General features: G+C 60.9%; 12 protein-coding genes and 1 pseudogene. 7 read left to right on the forward strand and 6 right to left on the reverse strand.

The window, feature by feature from the left end:
• The first annotated feature begins 8 nt into the window (after positions 1-8).
• From ACA064_RS21335 to hemN, 5 genes are all read left to right on the forward strand, one after another.
• Positions 9-548, forward strand: a complete 540-nt coding sequence (locus ACA064_RS21335; RefSeq protein ID WP_497669897.1) for a FixH family protein — start codon at positions 9-11, stop codon at positions 546-548.
• Positions 549-742: 194 nt separating this feature from the next.
• Complete coding sequence (locus tag ACA064_RS21340) at positions 743-3,193, forward strand: heavy metal translocating P-type ATPase (RefSeq protein WP_497669898.1); 2,451 nt, start codon at positions 743-745, stop codon at positions 3,191-3,193.
• A 22-nt stretch (positions 3,194-3,215) separates the two neighbouring features.
• On the forward strand, positions 3,216-3,449 hold the full coding sequence (gene ccoS / locus ACA064_RS21345; protein ID WP_497669899.1) for a cbb3-type cytochrome oxidase assembly protein CcoS: 234 nt from the start codon (positions 3,216-3,218) through the stop codon (positions 3,447-3,449).
• Positions 3,442-4,125, forward strand: a complete 684-nt coding sequence (locus tag ACA064_RS21350; protein ID WP_497669900.1) for a sulfite exporter TauE/SafE family protein — start codon at positions 3,442-3,444, stop codon at positions 4,123-4,125. The genes ccoS and ACA064_RS21350 overlap by 8 nt, the downstream gene beginning before the upstream one ends.
• A gap of 249 nt (positions 4,126-4,374) precedes the next feature.
• Positions 4,375-5,757: an oxygen-independent coproporphyrinogen III oxidase gene (gene hemN / locus ACA064_RS21355; RefSeq protein ID WP_497669901.1), complete on the forward strand. Its 1,383-nt coding sequence runs from the start codon at positions 4,375-4,377 to the stop codon at positions 5,755-5,757.
• Between the two features lie 125 nt (positions 5,758-5,882).
• Here hemN and ACA064_RS21360 read toward each other — a convergent pair whose 3' ends face one another.
• On the reverse strand, positions 5,883-6,362 hold the full coding sequence (locus ACA064_RS21360; RefSeq protein WP_497669902.1) for a hypothetical protein: 480 nt from the start codon (positions 6,360-6,362) through the stop codon (positions 5,883-5,885).
• A 154-nt stretch (positions 6,363-6,516) separates the two neighbouring features.
• On the opposite strand from ACA064_RS21360, the gene fnr reads away from it, so the two are divergent.
• Positions 6,517-7,251: a fumarate/nitrate reduction transcriptional regulator Fnr gene (gene fnr / locus ACA064_RS21365; protein WP_497669903.1), complete on the forward strand. Its 735-nt coding sequence runs from the start codon at positions 6,517-6,519 to the stop codon at positions 7,249-7,251.
• A 274-nt stretch (positions 7,252-7,525) separates the two neighbouring features.
• On the opposite strand, the gene recR is transcribed toward fnr, so the two are convergent.
• The 5 genes from recR to ACA064_RS21390 all read right to left on the reverse strand — a co-directional run bounded on the left by recR (position 7,526) and on the right by ACA064_RS21390 (position 15,016).
• A complete protein-coding gene (gene recR, locus ACA064_RS21370; RefSeq protein WP_497669904.1) occupies positions 7,526-8,128 on the reverse strand; it encodes a recombination mediator RecR in 603 nt (200 codons plus the stop codon).
• A gap of 91 nt (positions 8,129-8,219) precedes the next feature.
• Positions 8,220-9,683: a sigma-54-dependent transcriptional regulator gene (locus ACA064_RS21375; RefSeq protein ID WP_497669905.1), complete on the reverse strand. Its 1,464-nt coding sequence runs from the start codon at positions 9,681-9,683 to the stop codon at positions 8,220-8,222.
• Positions 9,658-11,109 (reverse strand): sensor histidine kinase, encoded by a 1,452-nt coding sequence (locus ACA064_RS21380; protein WP_497669906.1) that lies wholly within the window; start codon positions 11,107-11,109, stop codon positions 9,658-9,660. Before ACA064_RS21380 ends, ACA064_RS21375 begins: the two co-directional genes overlap by 26 nt.
• 102 nt (positions 11,110-11,211) lie before the next feature.
• A complete protein-coding gene (locus tag ACA064_RS21385) occupies positions 11,212-12,255 on the reverse strand; it encodes an SCO family protein (RefSeq protein ID WP_497669907.1) in 1,044 nt (347 codons plus the stop codon).
• Between the two features lie 19 nt (positions 12,256-12,274).
• Complete coding sequence (locus ACA064_RS21390) at positions 12,275-15,016, reverse strand: multicopper oxidase domain-containing protein (RefSeq protein ID WP_497674302.1); 2,742 nt, start codon at positions 15,014-15,016, stop codon at positions 12,275-12,277.
• 488 nt (positions 15,017-15,504) lie between these two features.
• Here ACA064_RS21390 and ACA064_RS21395 point away from each other — a divergent pair.
• Positions 15,505-16,329, forward strand: a pseudogene (locus ACA064_RS21395) (multiheme c-type cytochrome); the annotation flags it as partial.
• Between the last annotated feature and the right edge of the window lie 57 nt (positions 16,330-16,386).

The following is a 16,386-nucleotide window of genomic DNA, read 5'->3' on the forward strand; positions in this document are numbered from 1 at the left end:
AATTCACCATGCCCGCAGCAACTGCCGTTAGCCCCTGGTACAAGCATCTTTGGCCGTGGATCATCATCGGCATCCTGGCCTGTTCGATCACCCTGACCTTGTCGATGGTGACCATCGCGGTGAACAACCCGGATAACCTGGTCAACGACAACTATTACGAGGCCGGTAAAGGCATCAACCGCTCGCTGGACCGTGAATTGCTGGCCCAGACCCTGCAACTGCGTGCCAGCATGCATCTGGACGGAGTGACCGGCGAAGTCGAGTTGCGTCTGAACGGCAATAGCCAGCCGAAAAGCCTGGAGCTGAACCTGATCTCGCCGACCCAGCCGGAGAAGGATCGCAAGATCACCCTGGCGCAGAGTGATAGTGACCAGGGCCGCTATATCGGCCAGCTGACCGACAAGATCGAAGGCCGGCGTTTCGTTGAATTGCTCGGTATCGAGGATGGCCAGACCTGGCGCATGTTCGAGGAAGAACAGGTCAGCCACGACAAGGATCTGCTGCTCGGTGATGAACCGCTGCAGGGTGCGGAAGATTTGAAAAAATAACCTGATCTCAAGACCCTGCTGCTCGGTGATTAGCCGCTGCAGGGTGCGGAAGATCTGTAGGAGCTGCCGCAGGCTGCGATCTTTTGATCTTGGTTTTGCGGCGAGCCTGGAAAGATCGCAGCCTCGTTTCACTCGTCAGCTCCTACAGCGATGAGGCTCAACCTGACGACTTCAGCGGTACCAGTGAACACCCCATGACCACTCCAACCCCCTGCTACCACTGCGCCCTGCCCGTCCCTGCCGGCAGCCGGTTTACCGCCGTCGTTCTGGGCGAAACCCGCGAGCTTTGCTGCCCGGGATGCCAGGCCGTGGCCGAGGCGATTGTCGCCGGTGGTCTGGAAAGTTATTACAGTCATCGCAGCGAAGCCTCGGCCAATCCCGAGGCGCTGCCGGTGCAACTGGTGGACGAGTTGGCGCTGTACGACCGCGCCGATGTCCAGCAACCTTTTGTCCGCCATGAAGGCGATCTCGCCGAAACCACCCTGCTGATGGAAGGCATCAGCTGCGCCGCCTGCGGCTGGCTGATCGAGAAACACCTGCGCAGCCTGCCGGCGGTGGCCGAAGCCCGGCTGAACCTGTCCAACCATCGCTTGCACGTCCGCTGGGTCGACAGCCAATTACCGCTGAGCAAAGTGCTCAGCGAACTGCGGCACATCGGTTATGCCGCGCATCCCTATCAAGCCGACCGCGCCGCCGAACAGCTGGCCGGCGAAAACCGCCTGGCCCTGCGGCAACTGGGCGTCGCCGGCCTGCTGTGGTTTCAGGCGATGATGGCGACCATGGCAACCTGGCCGGAATTCAATATCGACCTGAGCCCCGAGCTGCACACCATCCTGCGCTGGGTCGCGCTGTTCCTCACTACCCCCATCGTCTTCTACAGCTGCGCGCCGTTCTTCAAGGGCGCCATGCGCGACCTGCGCACTCGCCACCTGACCATGGATGTTTCGGTGTCGCTGGCCATCGGCAGCGCGTTTATCGCCGGTATCTGGACCGCGATCACCGGGGTCGGCGAACTGTATTTCGATGCGGTGGGCATGTTTGCCCTGTTCCTGCTGGCCGGCCGTTACCTGGAGCGCCGCGCCAGGGAGCGCACCGCCGCAGCCACCGCGCAGCTGGTTAATTTACTGCCCGCCTCTTGCCTGCGGATGAGCGCTGACGGTCAGAGCGAACGTATTCTGCTCAGCGAATTGCGCCTGGGCGACCGGGTGCTGGTACACCCCGGCGCAATTCTGCCGGCCGACGGCAAGATTCTCGACGGCCAGTCGAGCATCGATGAGTCGCTGCTGACCGGCGAGTACCTGCCACAACCGAGAACCCTGGGCGACGCCGTCACCGCCGGCACCCTGAACGTCGAAGGTGCGCTGACCGTCGAAGTACTGGCCCTGGGTCAGGACACGCGGCTGTCAGCCATCGTCCGCCTGCTGGATCGCGCCCAGGCCGAAAAACCCCGTCTGGCGGAAATCGCCGACCGCGCCGCCCAATGGTTCCTGTTGCTGTCGCTGATCGCCGCGGCGCTCATCGGCCTGTTGTGGTGGCAGCTGGATTCATCCCGGGCGTTCTGGATTGTCCTGGCGATGCTGGTGGCTACCTGCCCGTGTGCGCTTTCCCTGGCCACGCCGACTGCGCTGACCGCCGCCACCGGCACCCTGCACAAACTCGGCCTGTTGTTGACTCGCGGCCATGTGCTCGAAGGCCTGAATCAGATCGACACGGTAATTTTCGACAAAACCGGGACCCTCACCGAAGGTCGACTGGCGCTACGCTCGATCCGGCCGTTGGGTGCGCTGGGCAGTGACCAGTGCCTGGGCCTCGCCGCCGCGCTGGAAAACCGTTCCGAACATCCAATTGCTCGGGCGTTTGGCCGTGCTCCACTGGCCGCGGAAGAAGTCCTCAGCACGCCGGGGCTCGGTCTTGAAGGGCGGGTCGGTGAACAGCGCCTGCGTATCGGCCACCCGGCGTTTGTCTGTGAGCTCAGCGATTGCCCGGTACCGGCAATGCCCGACGAGCCCGGTCAATGGCTGTTGCTCGGCGACAGCCAGGGTGCACTGGCCTGGTTCGTGCTCGACGACCGCCTGCGCGCCGATGCCCCTGCCCTGCTCGCTGCCTGCAGGGCGCGCGGCTGGCGCACGCTGCTGCTGTCCGGCGACAGCTCGCCGATGGTTGCCAGCGTTGCCGCCGAGCTGGGCATCGATGAGGCCCGCGGCAGCCTGCGTCCCGATGACAAGCTGCAAGTGCTGCAACAGCTGCACCTCGAAGGGCGCAAGGTGTTGATGCTCGGTGATGGGGTCAACGACGTGCCGGTGCTGGCCGCCGCCGACATCAGCGTGGCCATGGGCTCGGCCACCGACCTGGCGAAAACCAGCGCCGATGCAGTGCTGTTGTCCAACCGCCTCAAGGCGCTGGTGCAAGCGTTCAGTCTGGCTCGACGGACCCGCCGGGTAATCATCGAGAACCTGTTGTGGGCCGGGTTGTACAATGGCCTTATGTTGCCGTTCGCCGCCCTCGGCTGGATCACGCCGATCTGGGCGGCGGTCGGCATGTCCATCAGTTCATTGACCGTGGTGCTCAACGCGTTGCGCCTGACTCGCATGCCGAGCCCGCCGCACGCCAGTGCCACGCCAGAAAACCGTCCGCTGCCGGCCTGAGCCGCGCGGGCATGGAGTCCAGATGCCAGCTCTCTACGTGATGATCCCGGCCGCGCTGCTGATCGTGGCCATCGCCATTTTCATTTTCTTCTGGGCGGTCGACAGCGGTCAGTACGATGACCTCGACGGCCCGGCCCACAGCATTCTGTTCGACGACCAGGACCCGAATCACCAGGCTGCCGTCGACGAGGCCAGTGGCCATCCATCGACTGCCGAACCGGCGCAACCGAAAGACCAGGCGCCTCCCCATGCTTGAGCTGGCTCCGCTGCTGGTTTCCGCGGTGATCCTGGGTTTGCTCGGTGGCGGTCATTGCCTGGGCATGTGCGGTGGGCTGATGGGCGCCTTGACCCTGGCGATCCCCAAGGAGCAGCGCAGCCGACGCTTTCGTTTGCTGCTGGCTTACAACCTGGGACGGATTCTCAGTTATGCCACGGCCGGCCTGCTGATCGGCCTGGCCGGCTGGGCGGTGGCGAACAGCCCGGCGGCGATGTTCATGCGGGTGCTCGCCGGGGTGCTGCTGATTGTCATGGGTCTGTACCTGGCCGGCTGGTGGAGCGGCCTGACCCGCATCGAAAGCCTCGGACGCGGCCTGTGGCGGCATATCCAGCCATTCGCCAACCGTCTGCTGCCGGTATCGAGCCTGCCCCGCGCTTTGTTGCTGGGTGCGCTCTGGGGCTGGCTGCCGTGCGGCTTGGTCTACAGCACCCTGCTCTGGTCCGCGAGCCAGGGCAATGCCCTCGACAGCGCACTGCTGATGCTCGCCTTCGGCCTCGGCACCTGGCCGGTGCTGCTGGCCACCGGCCTGGCCGCCGAACGGGTCACCGCCCTGCTGCGCAAACGCAGTGTGCGCATGACCGGCGGGTTGCTGGTGATCCTGTTCGGCATCTGGACCCTGCCGGGGCCGCATCAGCATTGGATGATGGGGCATTAAATCTGTGGCGAAGGGGCTTGCCCTGCCCTTGTAGGAGCGAGCTTGCTCGCGATGGACACAAGGGCGACGCGTTTATTCAGAAAACACGCGTTATCGTTAACGACCATCGCGAGCAAGCTCGCTCCCACAGTGGCGCAGCGCACAAAGGCAACCTCAGCCCCCTGACCACCGTTGATGCAAATCAACATGCCCCTGCCCCCTACCCCCTAGACTCGCAGACACTGCCAGCCTATCCGGGGGAATGCCCGCATGCTCGACGCCATTCGTTGGGATTCAGATCTGATCCGCCGTTACGACCTGGCGGGGCCGCGCTATACCTCGTATCCGACCGCTGTGCAGTTCAACAGCGAGGTCGGCACTTTCGACCTGCTCCACGCGCTGCGCGACAGCCGCAGGGCACAACGGCCGTTGTCCTTGTATGTGCATGTGCCGTTCTGCGCGAACATCTGTTACTACTGCGCCTGCAACAAAGTCATCACCAAAGACCGTGGCCGCGCCTTGCCCTATTTGCAACGCCTGGTGCAGGAGATCCAGTTGGTCGCCTGCCATCTCGACCCGAACCAGCAGGTCGAGCAACTGCACTTGGGCGGCGGCACGCCGACTTTTCTCAGTCATGACGAACTGCGCCAGCTGATGGCCCAGTTGCGCGAAAATTTCAATCTGCTGGACGATGACTCCGGTGATTACAGCATAGAGATTGACCCCCGGGAGGCCGACTGGTCGACCATGGGCCTGCTCCGTGAACTGGGCTTCAACCGCGTCAGCATCGGTTTGCAGGACCTCGACCCGGAGGTCCAGCGGGCGGTCAATCGACTGCAAAGCCTGGAAGAAACCCGCGCGGTGATCGACGCTGCGCGCACCCTGCAGTTTCGCTCGATCAATATCGACCTGATCTACGGCCTGCCCAAGCAGACGCCGGACACCTTCGCCCGCACGATCGATGAAGTCATCAGCCTGCAACCGGACCGGCTCTCGGTGTTCAACTACGCGCACCTGCCTGAGCGCTTCATGCCGCAACGACGGATCAACAGCAACGACTTGCCGACGCCCGCCGAAAAGCTGGAAATGCTTCAGCGCACCATCGAACAACTGACCGGGGCGGGTTATCACTACATCGGCATGGACCACTTCGCCCTGTCCGATGATGACCTGGCCATTGCCCAGGAAGACTCGACCCTGCAACGCAATTTCCAGGGCTACACCACCCATGGCCATTGCGATCTGATCGGCCTCGGGGTCTCGGCCATCAGCCAGATCGGAAACCTGTACTGCCAGAACAGCAGCGATCTGAACCACTACCAGAACGCCCTGGGCGAAATGCACCTGGCCACCAGTCGCGGCCTGCTGTGCACTCAGGACGACCTTGTACGCCGGGAAGTGATTGCGCAACTGATTTGCAGTTTCAGCCTGGAGTTCGCCGTGATCGACCTGGCTTTCAATATCGATTTTCGCGGGTACTTCGCCGAACTCTGGCCGCAACTGGAGGCCATGGCCGAGGACGGCCTGATCGAACTCGACAATGAAAGGCTCAAGATCTTGCCTGCCGGGCGCCTGTTGGTGCGTTCGGTGTGCATGGTCTTTGATGCGTACCTGCAACAGCAGAGTCGCCAGCGCTTTTCGCGAGTGATTTGAGCTCCGGCTCGGCGTAGGAGCTGCCGCAGGCTGCGATCTTGGCGATATTGCACTCGCCGAAAAGTTCTGGTGTATGTCGAAGTGCTGTGCATTTCTAACTGACCGGCATTGGTCGCGAGCCCGGACTAACTCATTGCCAGCGATGCCGCCTTCATCACGGCTTCGGCACTCAAACCCGAATCGTTCATGGCCTTGGCCAAGGATGTATTGGCTGTCATCAGACCTGCATTAAGACCACCGAGGGCGGTTTGCAAGTTACCAACCCTGGCCTGAGCCTGCTCAGAGGTAAGGCTTTTGTCCGCCATGACCGCCTGCATTTCGGCCAATTTCTCGGCGATCTGCTGTTTCAGCAGGCGAATCATCTTCAGAATCTGCTGGATATTGTCCGGCAGACCGCTTTCTTCGATGTCGCTGTTCGCCGTTTTACTGGCTTCGGCAGCCTTTTGCAGGGCGGCTCCGGAAATAGTTACGGTGACGCCTTCTATTGTTTTGCTCTTCTCAGGGGTCGGCGAAGTGCTCGTTTGCTGCTCGGCACCGTCCCTGGTTGATTCGATCAGCGGCTGCAAGCTGTTGCTGCCGTTGGTAATACCGCCAATGACCGGCATGATCACGCTCCTTGAAATGGATCCAATACCAGTTCATCGGCCGAGAATCCAAGAGCTTTATGGCAGTGAGCCATTACCGTGTGCGCTGGCCTGAACCTCCTCCTGTAGGGTACCCTTACGTCTTATGTGTGCTTTTCCCACAAGGATTTAAGAAATGTCCGAGCCAGTCAAGCTGCGCGCTCATAGCCAGGCCCATTGCAAGGATTGCAGCCTGGCCCCCCTCTGCCTCCCACTTTCTCTGAATCTGGAAGACATGGATGCGCTGGACGAGATCGTCAAACGTGGTCGCCCCCTGAAGAAAGGCGAGTTTCTGTTCCGCCAGGGCGATCGGTTCGATGCAGTCTTTGCAGTTCGCTCTGGCGCCTTGAAGACCTTCAGCTTGAGCGACGGCGGTGAGGAGCAGATCACGGGCTTCCACCTGCCCAGCGAACTGGTCGGGTTATCGGGCATGGACACCGAAAAACACCCGGTGTCGGCACAAGCGCTGGAAACCACCTCGGTCTGTGAAATCCCCTTCGACCGCCTCGATGAGCTGGCGCTGCAACTGCCGCAACTGCGTCGCCAGTTGATGCGCGTGATGAGCCGCGAGATTCGCGACGACCAGCAAATGATGCTGCTGCTCTCGAAGAAAACCGCCGACGAACGCATTGCGACCTTCCTGGTCAACCTGTCGGCGCGTTTCCGTGCTCGCGGCTTCTCGGCGAACCAGTTCCGCTTGAGCATGTCGCGCAACGAGATCGGTAACTACCTGGGCCTGGCAGTAGAAACCGTATCCCGGGTGTTCACCCGCTTCCAGCAGAGCGAGTTGCTCGCCGCTGAAGGCAAGGAAGTACACATTCTCGATCCGATCCAGCTCTGCGCCCTGGCTGGTGGCTCACTGGAAGGCTGACTGTTTCGCAAGCAAGGCAAGTTGCTGGCCGAGGTGGTTGCCAAAGGCGTCGCCTGTACGGACGCTATCGCGAGCAGGCTCGCTCCCACAAAATCAAGATCAAAAGATCGCAGCCTGCGGCAGCTCCTACAGGGGGATTGCAGGCGCCTACAACATCGCAGGTGTACGCAGTCAGCGCAGGGATTGCAGGCACCCACAACATCGCAGGTGTACGCGGTCAGCGTAGGAGCTGCCGCAGGCTGCGATCTTTTCGGTGGCCACCGCGTGGGGAGGATTAAAGCGAGATCGGCTTACGCCCGGCAAACGAATGGGCCAGGGTTCCGCCGTCCACCAGTTCCAGCTCGCCACCCAGCGGTACGCCATGGGCGATGCGCGAGGTGATCAGGCCTTTGTTGCTCAGCAACTGCGCGATGTAATGCGCCGTGGCTTCGCCTTCCACCGTAGGGTTGGTGGCGAGGATGATCTCGCTGAACGTGCCCTGCTCTTCGATCCGCGCCAGCAGTTGCGGGATACCGATGGCTTCGGGGCCGAGACCGTCGAGCGGCGACAGGTGCCCCTTGAGCACAAAGTAGCGGCCGCGAAAACCGGTCTGCTCCACGGCGTACACGTCCATCGGACCTTCGACCACGCACAGGATCGTATCGTCGCGGCGCGGGTCGGCGCATTGCGGGCATAGATCATCTTCAGTCAGCGTGCGGCACAAACGACAATGCCCGACCCCTTCCATGGCCTGGCTCAGGGCCAGGGCCAGCCGCGAACCGCCGCTGCGATCGCGCTCGAGCAGTTGCAGCGCCATGCGCTGGGCGGTTTTCTGACCCACACCCGGCAAAATGCGCAGGGCGTCGATCAGTTGGCGAATCAGGGGGCTGAAGCTCATGGCACAAAGGTCCGACAAAACAACGAGACGCGGTTTATACCCGCGCTCAGGTTAACCGTCAAATACCCGGTTGCGTGCCCGCCGGCAGGCGTCACCATTGACGCTTGTCCGGCCGGGCCAGTCCGAGCTTTTCAATCCGGTAGCGCAGCATGTCCCGACTCAAGCCCAGCAGGCGTGCCGACTTGGTGACGTTCCAGTCAGTCTTGTCGAGCATTTTCCTGACCAGGTCGCGCTCGACTTCCGGCAGGTTCATCGACCCCATGTCCTCGCTGGGGCTGTAAAACTCGGGTTGCGGCTGAGACTGTGGTTGCTGCTGATACTGATGCTGAGGCGGTATGGGCAGATTCAGCGGTTCGTCGACCAGGCTCAGGCAGACGTTCAACTGGCTCGGCCCGACCCGCTCGTGGGATGCCAGCAACACCGTCTGTTCGAGCATGTTGCGCAGCTCGCGGACATTGCCAGGCCAGCTGTAACCGCGCATCAGCGCCTCTGCCTGGGGACAGAAATACAGATTGGGTTTGCCATAGCGCTTGCCATGATGGGCGAGGAAATGCCGGGCCAGGGTCAGCACGTCTTCGCCCCGGGCGCACAGGCGCGGGACCTTGATCGAAATGATCCGCAAACGGAAAAACAGATCGCGGCGAAACTTGCCCTGCTGGACCATCTGTTCGAGGTTGCAATTGGTCGCGCTAATGATCCGCAGGTTGACCTTGCGTTCCTTGACCGCGCCGATCCGCCGAATGGTGCGATCCTCCAGCAGTTTGAGCAGCTTGGCCTGCAGCAGCAGATCCATCTCGCCGATTTCATCGAGAAACAGGGTCCCGCCATCGGCGGCTTCGACCAGGCCGATCCGCCGGTCCTTGGCGTCGGTGAACGCGCCTTTTTCATGGCCGAACAATTCGGCTTCCAGAAGATTGGCGGGAATCGAGGCGCAGTTGAACTCGATAAACGGGCCTTTGCTGCGCGGCCCGTCGAAGTGCAGCGCACGGGCCACCAGTTCTTTGCCGGTGCCGGTATCCCCTTCCACCAACACCGGAGGCAGGTCGCCATTGGCCATGCGCCGCTCCGCGTCGAGCAACTGGCCAATGGTTTTTTTCAGCGCCAGCATCACCGGTGAGTCGCCGATCAGCGCCTGCACCCCGGAGTTCTGCGCCTCACGCTCCTGATAGAACGTCAATGTGCGTTCCAGGCGATCGGCCGCCAGCGCCTTGTCCAGCAGCAGCTTGAGCTCCGCCAGGGCCACGGGTTTGGTCAGGTAATGAAAGGCCCCCTCTTTCATCGCCGTCACCGCGTCTTCGACATTGCCATAGCCGGTCATCATGATCACTTTCAGATCCGGCGCGTTGCTGCGCAGGCGCTGGATCAATTCATGGCCACTCATGCCGGGCAACGAGTTGTCGGTCAGCACCACATCAGGCTGACAGGCCTGCAGGCATTCCAGAGCCTCTTCAGCCGAATGGCGGACAGTGACCTCGAATTCCCTGCGCTCGAGAAAGGTTTGAATATTTTCCGCAAGGAGCTGATCGTCCTCAACCAACAGTATGCTGTGTCCCATGCTCCCCTCCCGCCACGTTGAAAATCAGGCTTATCCGGGTTCCTTCCTGTTCCCGGCTCGTCAGGCTGACCGAGCCGTTGAATCGCTCCATGACACGTTTGACCAGCATCAGGCCAACCCCGAGGCCGCCCTGCTTGGTGGTGAAAAACGGTTTGAACGCCATGCATTCCTGTTGCCGGGTCATGCCTTTGCCAGTGTCCGTCAAGGTCATCCGCACCCGCCCATCCACCGCTGGCTCGACTTCGATGGTCAGTACCCCGCCGCCGGCCATGGCTTCCAGGGCATTGGCGAACAGGCTATTGAAGATCTGGATCAAGTGCATGTGCTGGCTGATGATCGGGGGTACCGGTGCGATAGAGAGTTGGACCCGGACATTGGCGCGCTTGATTTGCTGGTCGAATGCCTGCACGGCCTCCTCGATGGCTGGGCCGAGGTCGACGGCCTCGCTGTCGGTGTTCAAGGGCTGCAGCGAGACCAGCAGTTCGCGAACCCAGCGCGACATGCGATCGACCTGGCTGATGATGTCGGAAATATTTTTCTGCGTGGGCGGGCTGGCGATTTCCTGGGCCAGTTCGGCGCTGGATCGAATGGTCGCCAGCGGATTGCGCAGACTGTGGGCCACGGCCGAGGACATCTCGCCCAGCGCGACAAAGGTTTCACTGGTGATCAGTTGCTTCTGTTGTGACTGCAACATCTGCGCGGCCCGCCGCACGATCCAGAACAATCCGAAATAGATCAGGCAACCGCCGAGGATGGTCGCCACCCAGATCAGCATGAAACCGCGCTGGATACGCAACACCAGATCCTCAGGTTCCTTGTAGATCTCGACCATGGCCAGGACCTGGTCATCGGCGGCGTCGAACATCGGGATATAGTTTTCGATAAACAGGTGCTTCGGTTCGCGGAGAAACTTCTGCTCCTCTCGTTCCTCATCGGCCTGGTGGTACTCGGACAAGACCTGCACTTTGTCTGTGAATGACTGGTCGAGATCTTCGTCGCCCTCGATCCGGACACCGATCAACGCCGGGTTGGTCGACCAGATGACCGTTCGATCCCGGGCATAGATATTGGCCATCAGCAAATCCGGCAAACTTTCGATATGGTCGAGGAACTCCCCCCTGGCCGCGACAATGCGATCGCGGTCATAACCCGGCTGGGCGTTAGCCTCGCGGATATCGAGAATAGCGCCCATGGTCAGGGCTGGCGGCAAGCCGGCGTGGCGCATTTCCGCTGTGCCGATGGCCCGGATGAATTGCGCCATCAGCAGCCCGTCACGCTCGACGCTCTCCCGGACCACCAGACGTGTGGAGGTATAACCCAGCACCACGGCAACGACGGCGATGATGAACAGGCTGGCCAGGGAGAACCAGTGCAGCAGGTTGAACTGGCCCTGGGTGGGTATTTTCTTGAACGTCAGCATCTGCATGAGGGACTTCCTGGATGCTTGTCTTAATGCTTTATAGTGAGGCCCGCTCAGCAGCAGCAAATCCTTACCTATGGCAAGGATCGCCGTAATGGTATTTTGCCTCTACTGGATCATAGGCTGGATTTTCGACCCGTGATTGGAATGATCCATTTGATGCACATGTACCTCGGCCGCCTGAACCGCCATCGGCTGCTGACGCTCGGTTTCTTCCTGCAAGTACGTGATCAATGAAGCGGCAGCTGCCTCATCCAGACGCAGGTTAGGCATGGACACGCGGTTGTAACGCTCGAACAATTCCAGCGCCAGCGGATCTTTCTCAGCCAGCATCCGGTCGGGCTCCCTGATCCAGCGACTGAGCCAGAGCGGATCGCGCTGACGAGTCACGCCCAGCAGATCGGGACCTATCCCACGCAGGCCGACGCTCTCCCCATCGAGCCCGCCCACGGTATGGCAGGACGCGCAACGGGTGCGAAACAGCTCCTCACCCATGCTCGGCGGGCGAATTTGCGGCGCATCGGAGTAGCTGCCTTCCTGGCTGGCAACCTTCCAGTTCTGCAGACTGTTGCCCAGTTGATCGGCAAGGATCCACGGATTTTCAAAGGGTGAGGCTTTCATCCAGCGGCCGGTGGCCTGGTTGCCGACGATCAGGCTGAGGTTGTGATCCTTGGTGCGGCCGTTGTCGACGCCGTCGATAAACAGCCCGAGTTTTTGTCGCAGCTCAGTGATCTGTTGTTTGTCGCCGGTCAGGAACAGCCAGCCCGGCGCAACCTTGAATTTCTCCGCGTAGTGCTTGAGGACCGGCGGCGTATCGGTCTGCGGATCGATGCTGATGGAGTAGAAAAACACGTCGCGCCCTACCCGCTCACCCAGCAGCTGTTGAACCTGGCGCAAGCGGGCGGTTTCCAGCGGACAGGAGTCGGTGCAGGCGGTGAAGATAAAGTTGATCACCACCACCTTGTCCCTGATCAGGTCATCGAAAAAGCGCAAGGCTCGGCCATCCTGATCGGTCAGCACGGTGTTGGGGAAGTAGTCCGCACCCCAGGGCGTGGCCGATGACGGTTCATCGGCCAGCACCAGGCTGCTCAGGGCACAGGCCAGCAACACCAGGGCTCGTTGGGTCCAGCCACGCGCAAATTTGAGTTTCATGACGTCTTCTCCTTGGCAGCTATGGGCTGACCTTGACTTGCGGGCCCTTGCCATCACCACTGCGAAAGGTCGGCAGCGCAGCGGAGTTCACGTACCTGACGCCATCCCAGGAAGGCAGCGGCGTGGGCATCAACTGGAACTGTCCGGGGCGTTCGATATCCCAACGCAGCAGCATTGAATTGTCCTCATGCTGGGTGTTGTGGCAGTGCTCCATGTAGGTGCCGGCAAACTCGCGGAAGTGGATCGCGATCTCAACGTTATCCTTGCCATCCTCTTCGGGGCCGATGCGATAGACGTCCTTGCGCGCCCACTTCTCCCACTCCGGCGGAACCTTGCCACCGCGACTGAGAATGATCCCTTCCTCGAAGTGCACGTGCACTGGATGGCTCCAGCCATCGCCACCACCCTGGATTTTCCAGACTTCCAGGGTGCCGAAGCCACTCACGCCGGCATCGGTCGGGCCGCTGGCCAGTTGCGTCGAGGTATTGAGCCGGCGCGGGTCCATGCGATAGCCGAAGCCGCCATCGGTCTTGACCGTCCAGGGCGCCAGGTCGGTGCCATCGGAACGACCAAAGGTGAAGGTGCGGTGCCGGGCCTGTTTGAGCAGGGCCATATCGGCGACATTCTCGCGGTGGATTTTCAGCTCGATCATGGTCTTGCCGGCGGCCTTGCCGGGTTTGGCCGGTTCGTAGGCTGCCGGGTCCATGGCCAGGTCCTGGCCGGTGTAGGCCTTGACGTTGAACTGCAGGATCTTGCCCACCGCCGGGTCGCCCTTGTCCCATTTCGGCCCTTTGCTGCTCTGCGTGATCAGCGCCAGGTATTTCTGCGACAACACATCGGCCAAGGAGATATCTTTCTCCGGACGTTTGCCGTCGGCATGCTCCATGAGATTGAGCAGGAACACCTTGTCACCGGGCTGGATGCCGCTTTTCGCGAAGTTGACGATGATGTCGAAACGCTCGGCAATGCCCACGGTCGGGAGGATCGCGTTGTGGTCCTGTTTATCGCCATCGGCATCCAGGTCCATGGTGCCGTCGAACGGCACGCTGTGTTCCATCAGGTTGCCATCGTTGGCGATCATGTGGAACGGCACCCGGGCGTAGGACAGCCCGGAGCCTTTGGGCCCCTGGAACTCTCCGCCGCTACCCTTGATTTCCCGTACCAGTGCCAGCTTGAAGTAACGCGACACCGAGCCGTTGAGAATCCGCAAACGATAGCTGCGCGCCCGCACACTCAAGTAAGGCTGGTACTGCCAGTTGACCAGTATCCGATCGCCGAGAAAGCCGTCGGTGTTGAAGGGGTTGAACCAGAGTTGACCTTTCTGATCCCAGGCCTTGTCGGCGATCATCAGGTTCACGTCATAGTCGCGATTGCCCCAGGGCAAGGCCGAACCGCTGGGCAAGCGCAGGTTGACGCCGTCATTCACGGCTTCGTTGCCGCGATCCAGGGCGCTGTAATAGTTCATCATCGCCGCGTTGCCCTTGTAGACATTCTGCGCGGTGAAATCGAGCATATGGTCGTGGAACCAGTGGGTGCTCATGGTCTCGCGCCAGTCGCCACGGATCTTGATGGTGCCGTTGTCGCAGGTCTTGAGGCCCGGGCTGCTGTCGTTGACCCAGAGAGTTTCGCCCGGTGCACAGGGGAACGCCGCCCGCGGATCCTGGGCACGGGTGTTGATGCTGTCATGGCCGGCCAACTGGATCGGCCAGCGATAGTCGTAGAACTGCCCCGGGAAGAAAAATGCGTTGGCATAGCCATCGCTCTCGGCCGGGGAATGGCCGTTGTGCTCATGGGTGGTGATGGTGTGCAAGCCGAAACCCTGGTTGGCCGCAGGGTCGATGGGCAAGCCGTTGTAATGGCGCATGATCAGCGGCTGGCCGTAACGCACCATCAGCAGTTTTGGCGGCAGCGTGCCGTCGAAAGTCCATACGGACTTGTGATTCTGCACCGGCATTTTGGGGTGAAAGCGCGGATCGACGCCGCGGGTGGTGCCTTCGGTGAGCGGTACGCCAGCGGTGTTGTGATACAGCCCGCCGGGGCCGAATTCGCCCTGGGCATAACCGTGCATCTGCCGACTGTCACGCACCCCGCCATTGACCCGCGCCCCCGCTTGCACGGTCTTGTAGGCCGCCTGGGGGTAGAACTCGTTCCAGCGCTGATGAGACCAGCCTTTTCCCGGCGGCCGGCCTTCGGCCGATGAACCGATACGGCGATTGAGAAAGAATTCGATCTGCGCCTGCCAGGGATTGCGATCGACCACATTGGAATACTGGCTGGGGAATGGGGTCAACCCCGGTTGGCGCAAAAAGGCATCCAGCGCACTGCTCGGCGGCGAACTGCGGGCGATGCTCGAGGGGTCTTGTTCAGGCGCCGGTCCCCTGCTCGCGGCCGGAAAGGCCAGGGTGGCGGCCGGGGTGGTCGGATCCAGGCGCTGCGGACCGAACTCTTCGAACAGCGTCAACTGCTGACTGAATGGCAGGGCGCCGAACAGCGGGCTGGGCTTGCCGTTGGTGGGGTAGTTGAAGCTGGTCTGTATCTTGGGCGGCAACACGTTTTCGCTGAGTGGGGTGTTCCGGTCGCCTTCGACACCATTGGGCAAATCAAACGAGCCTTTGTTGGCCGCAGGCATGGTCAGCAAGCTGTTCAGCGCCGCCGCGGGATTCTGTGGAGGATCCTGGTAGGCGGACGGATCGCTGCGCGGTGGCGGATCGACGTCGTCGATGGGAGACGCATGAAGATCCAGGCCCGTGAGCATCAACATGATGCCCGACAAGCGCCACAAGGTGCCTCGAATCAAACTTGAACGCGCTTGCCTGTCCATCTTTGCCACCCTGGGTGTTTGTGCGGGATAAATGCCTATGAGCAAATACCCAGCCACAACAGTGACAAAAGATGCACAAGATTAAATTCAATAAAAACAAATAGTTAAAAAGTTTTATCGAGTTGAAAGCGGGGCCATAACTGGGGAATGGCACCCCATAAGCGGGGGGAAACCACACAACCCCCGATTTCGGAGTGAACTCCCCCACTAATGGGTGCCGCTCCCCAGCAGTTCGCGTCTCGATTAGCACAAAATTTCAGCCTCTGACCAATGTTTGCTGGACCTTCAGGTCATTGCACATATTTTGTCACAATCCTTGCAAAGTCATTACCGAGTGAGCTTCTCCCGTTCATGAAAGGTGGAGAGTCGAGGAACTGTACATATAACCATTGGCTTGCAGCATGAAGTACCCCTGCCAACTCAATGGAACGCGCTCGGACTTTTGCGGCACCTGCCACAACGTCACGCACCCGTTCAGCAGTGTGGCGGTCGAGCGGACCTATGACGAATGGCAGGAGAGCTCCTACAGTCTTAACGATATAACCTGCCAGAGCTGCCATATGCCGGGTTTTGCGGGTAAGGCCGCGATCATGGGACCAGACCGCGAGCAGGTCGCCTCGCATTGGTTCAGCGGAGCCAACGCTACGATGCTCAAGCATCTCGGTCAGGAAGCGGGCGCGCAACGCGCGCGCGACATGCTCGCGCGCGCGGGGGAAATAAAGTTCCAGCAACTGCCGGCAGCCATCATTCCCGGGCAATACACCTCGGTAACAGTGAGAGTTGCCAATGTCGGCGCCGGGCACAAGCTGCCGACCGGCTTTCCGGAGGGACGGGAGATGTGGATCGATTTCCGGGTGCTGGATGCCAGTGGTCGCGAGCTCTATCGGCTGGGCTCGATCAAGGACGGCAAGACCGAGGACAACACGCGAAATTTCAAAGTGCACATAGGCGACAAGGACGGCAATCCGTTGGACGTCGAGGTCTGGAATGCCACGCAAATTCTCTCGGACAACCGCATTCTGCCCAAGGGCTACGATATTGGGGAGTTCTCCTTCCTGGTGCCGGCCAACGCCGTCGGACCGCTCACCTTGACTGCCGAACTGAACTACTGGCCATTTTCGCAGAAGCTGGCCGACTACCTGCTTGGCAAGGATAAGTTGCAGGTGGAGATCACCCAGATGGCCATAGTCACCCAGAGCGTACCCCTGTCGACAAGCCTGCCAGCCATCGGGTCAGACACTGCGCACTTTTAGCTGCGCAGCGAATCCTCACCCTGGTACTCATTCTTTTCATTTTTGCGATAGGGGCAG

The sequence above is a fragment of the Pseudomonas sp. LBUM1658 genome (assembly GCF_059716055.1).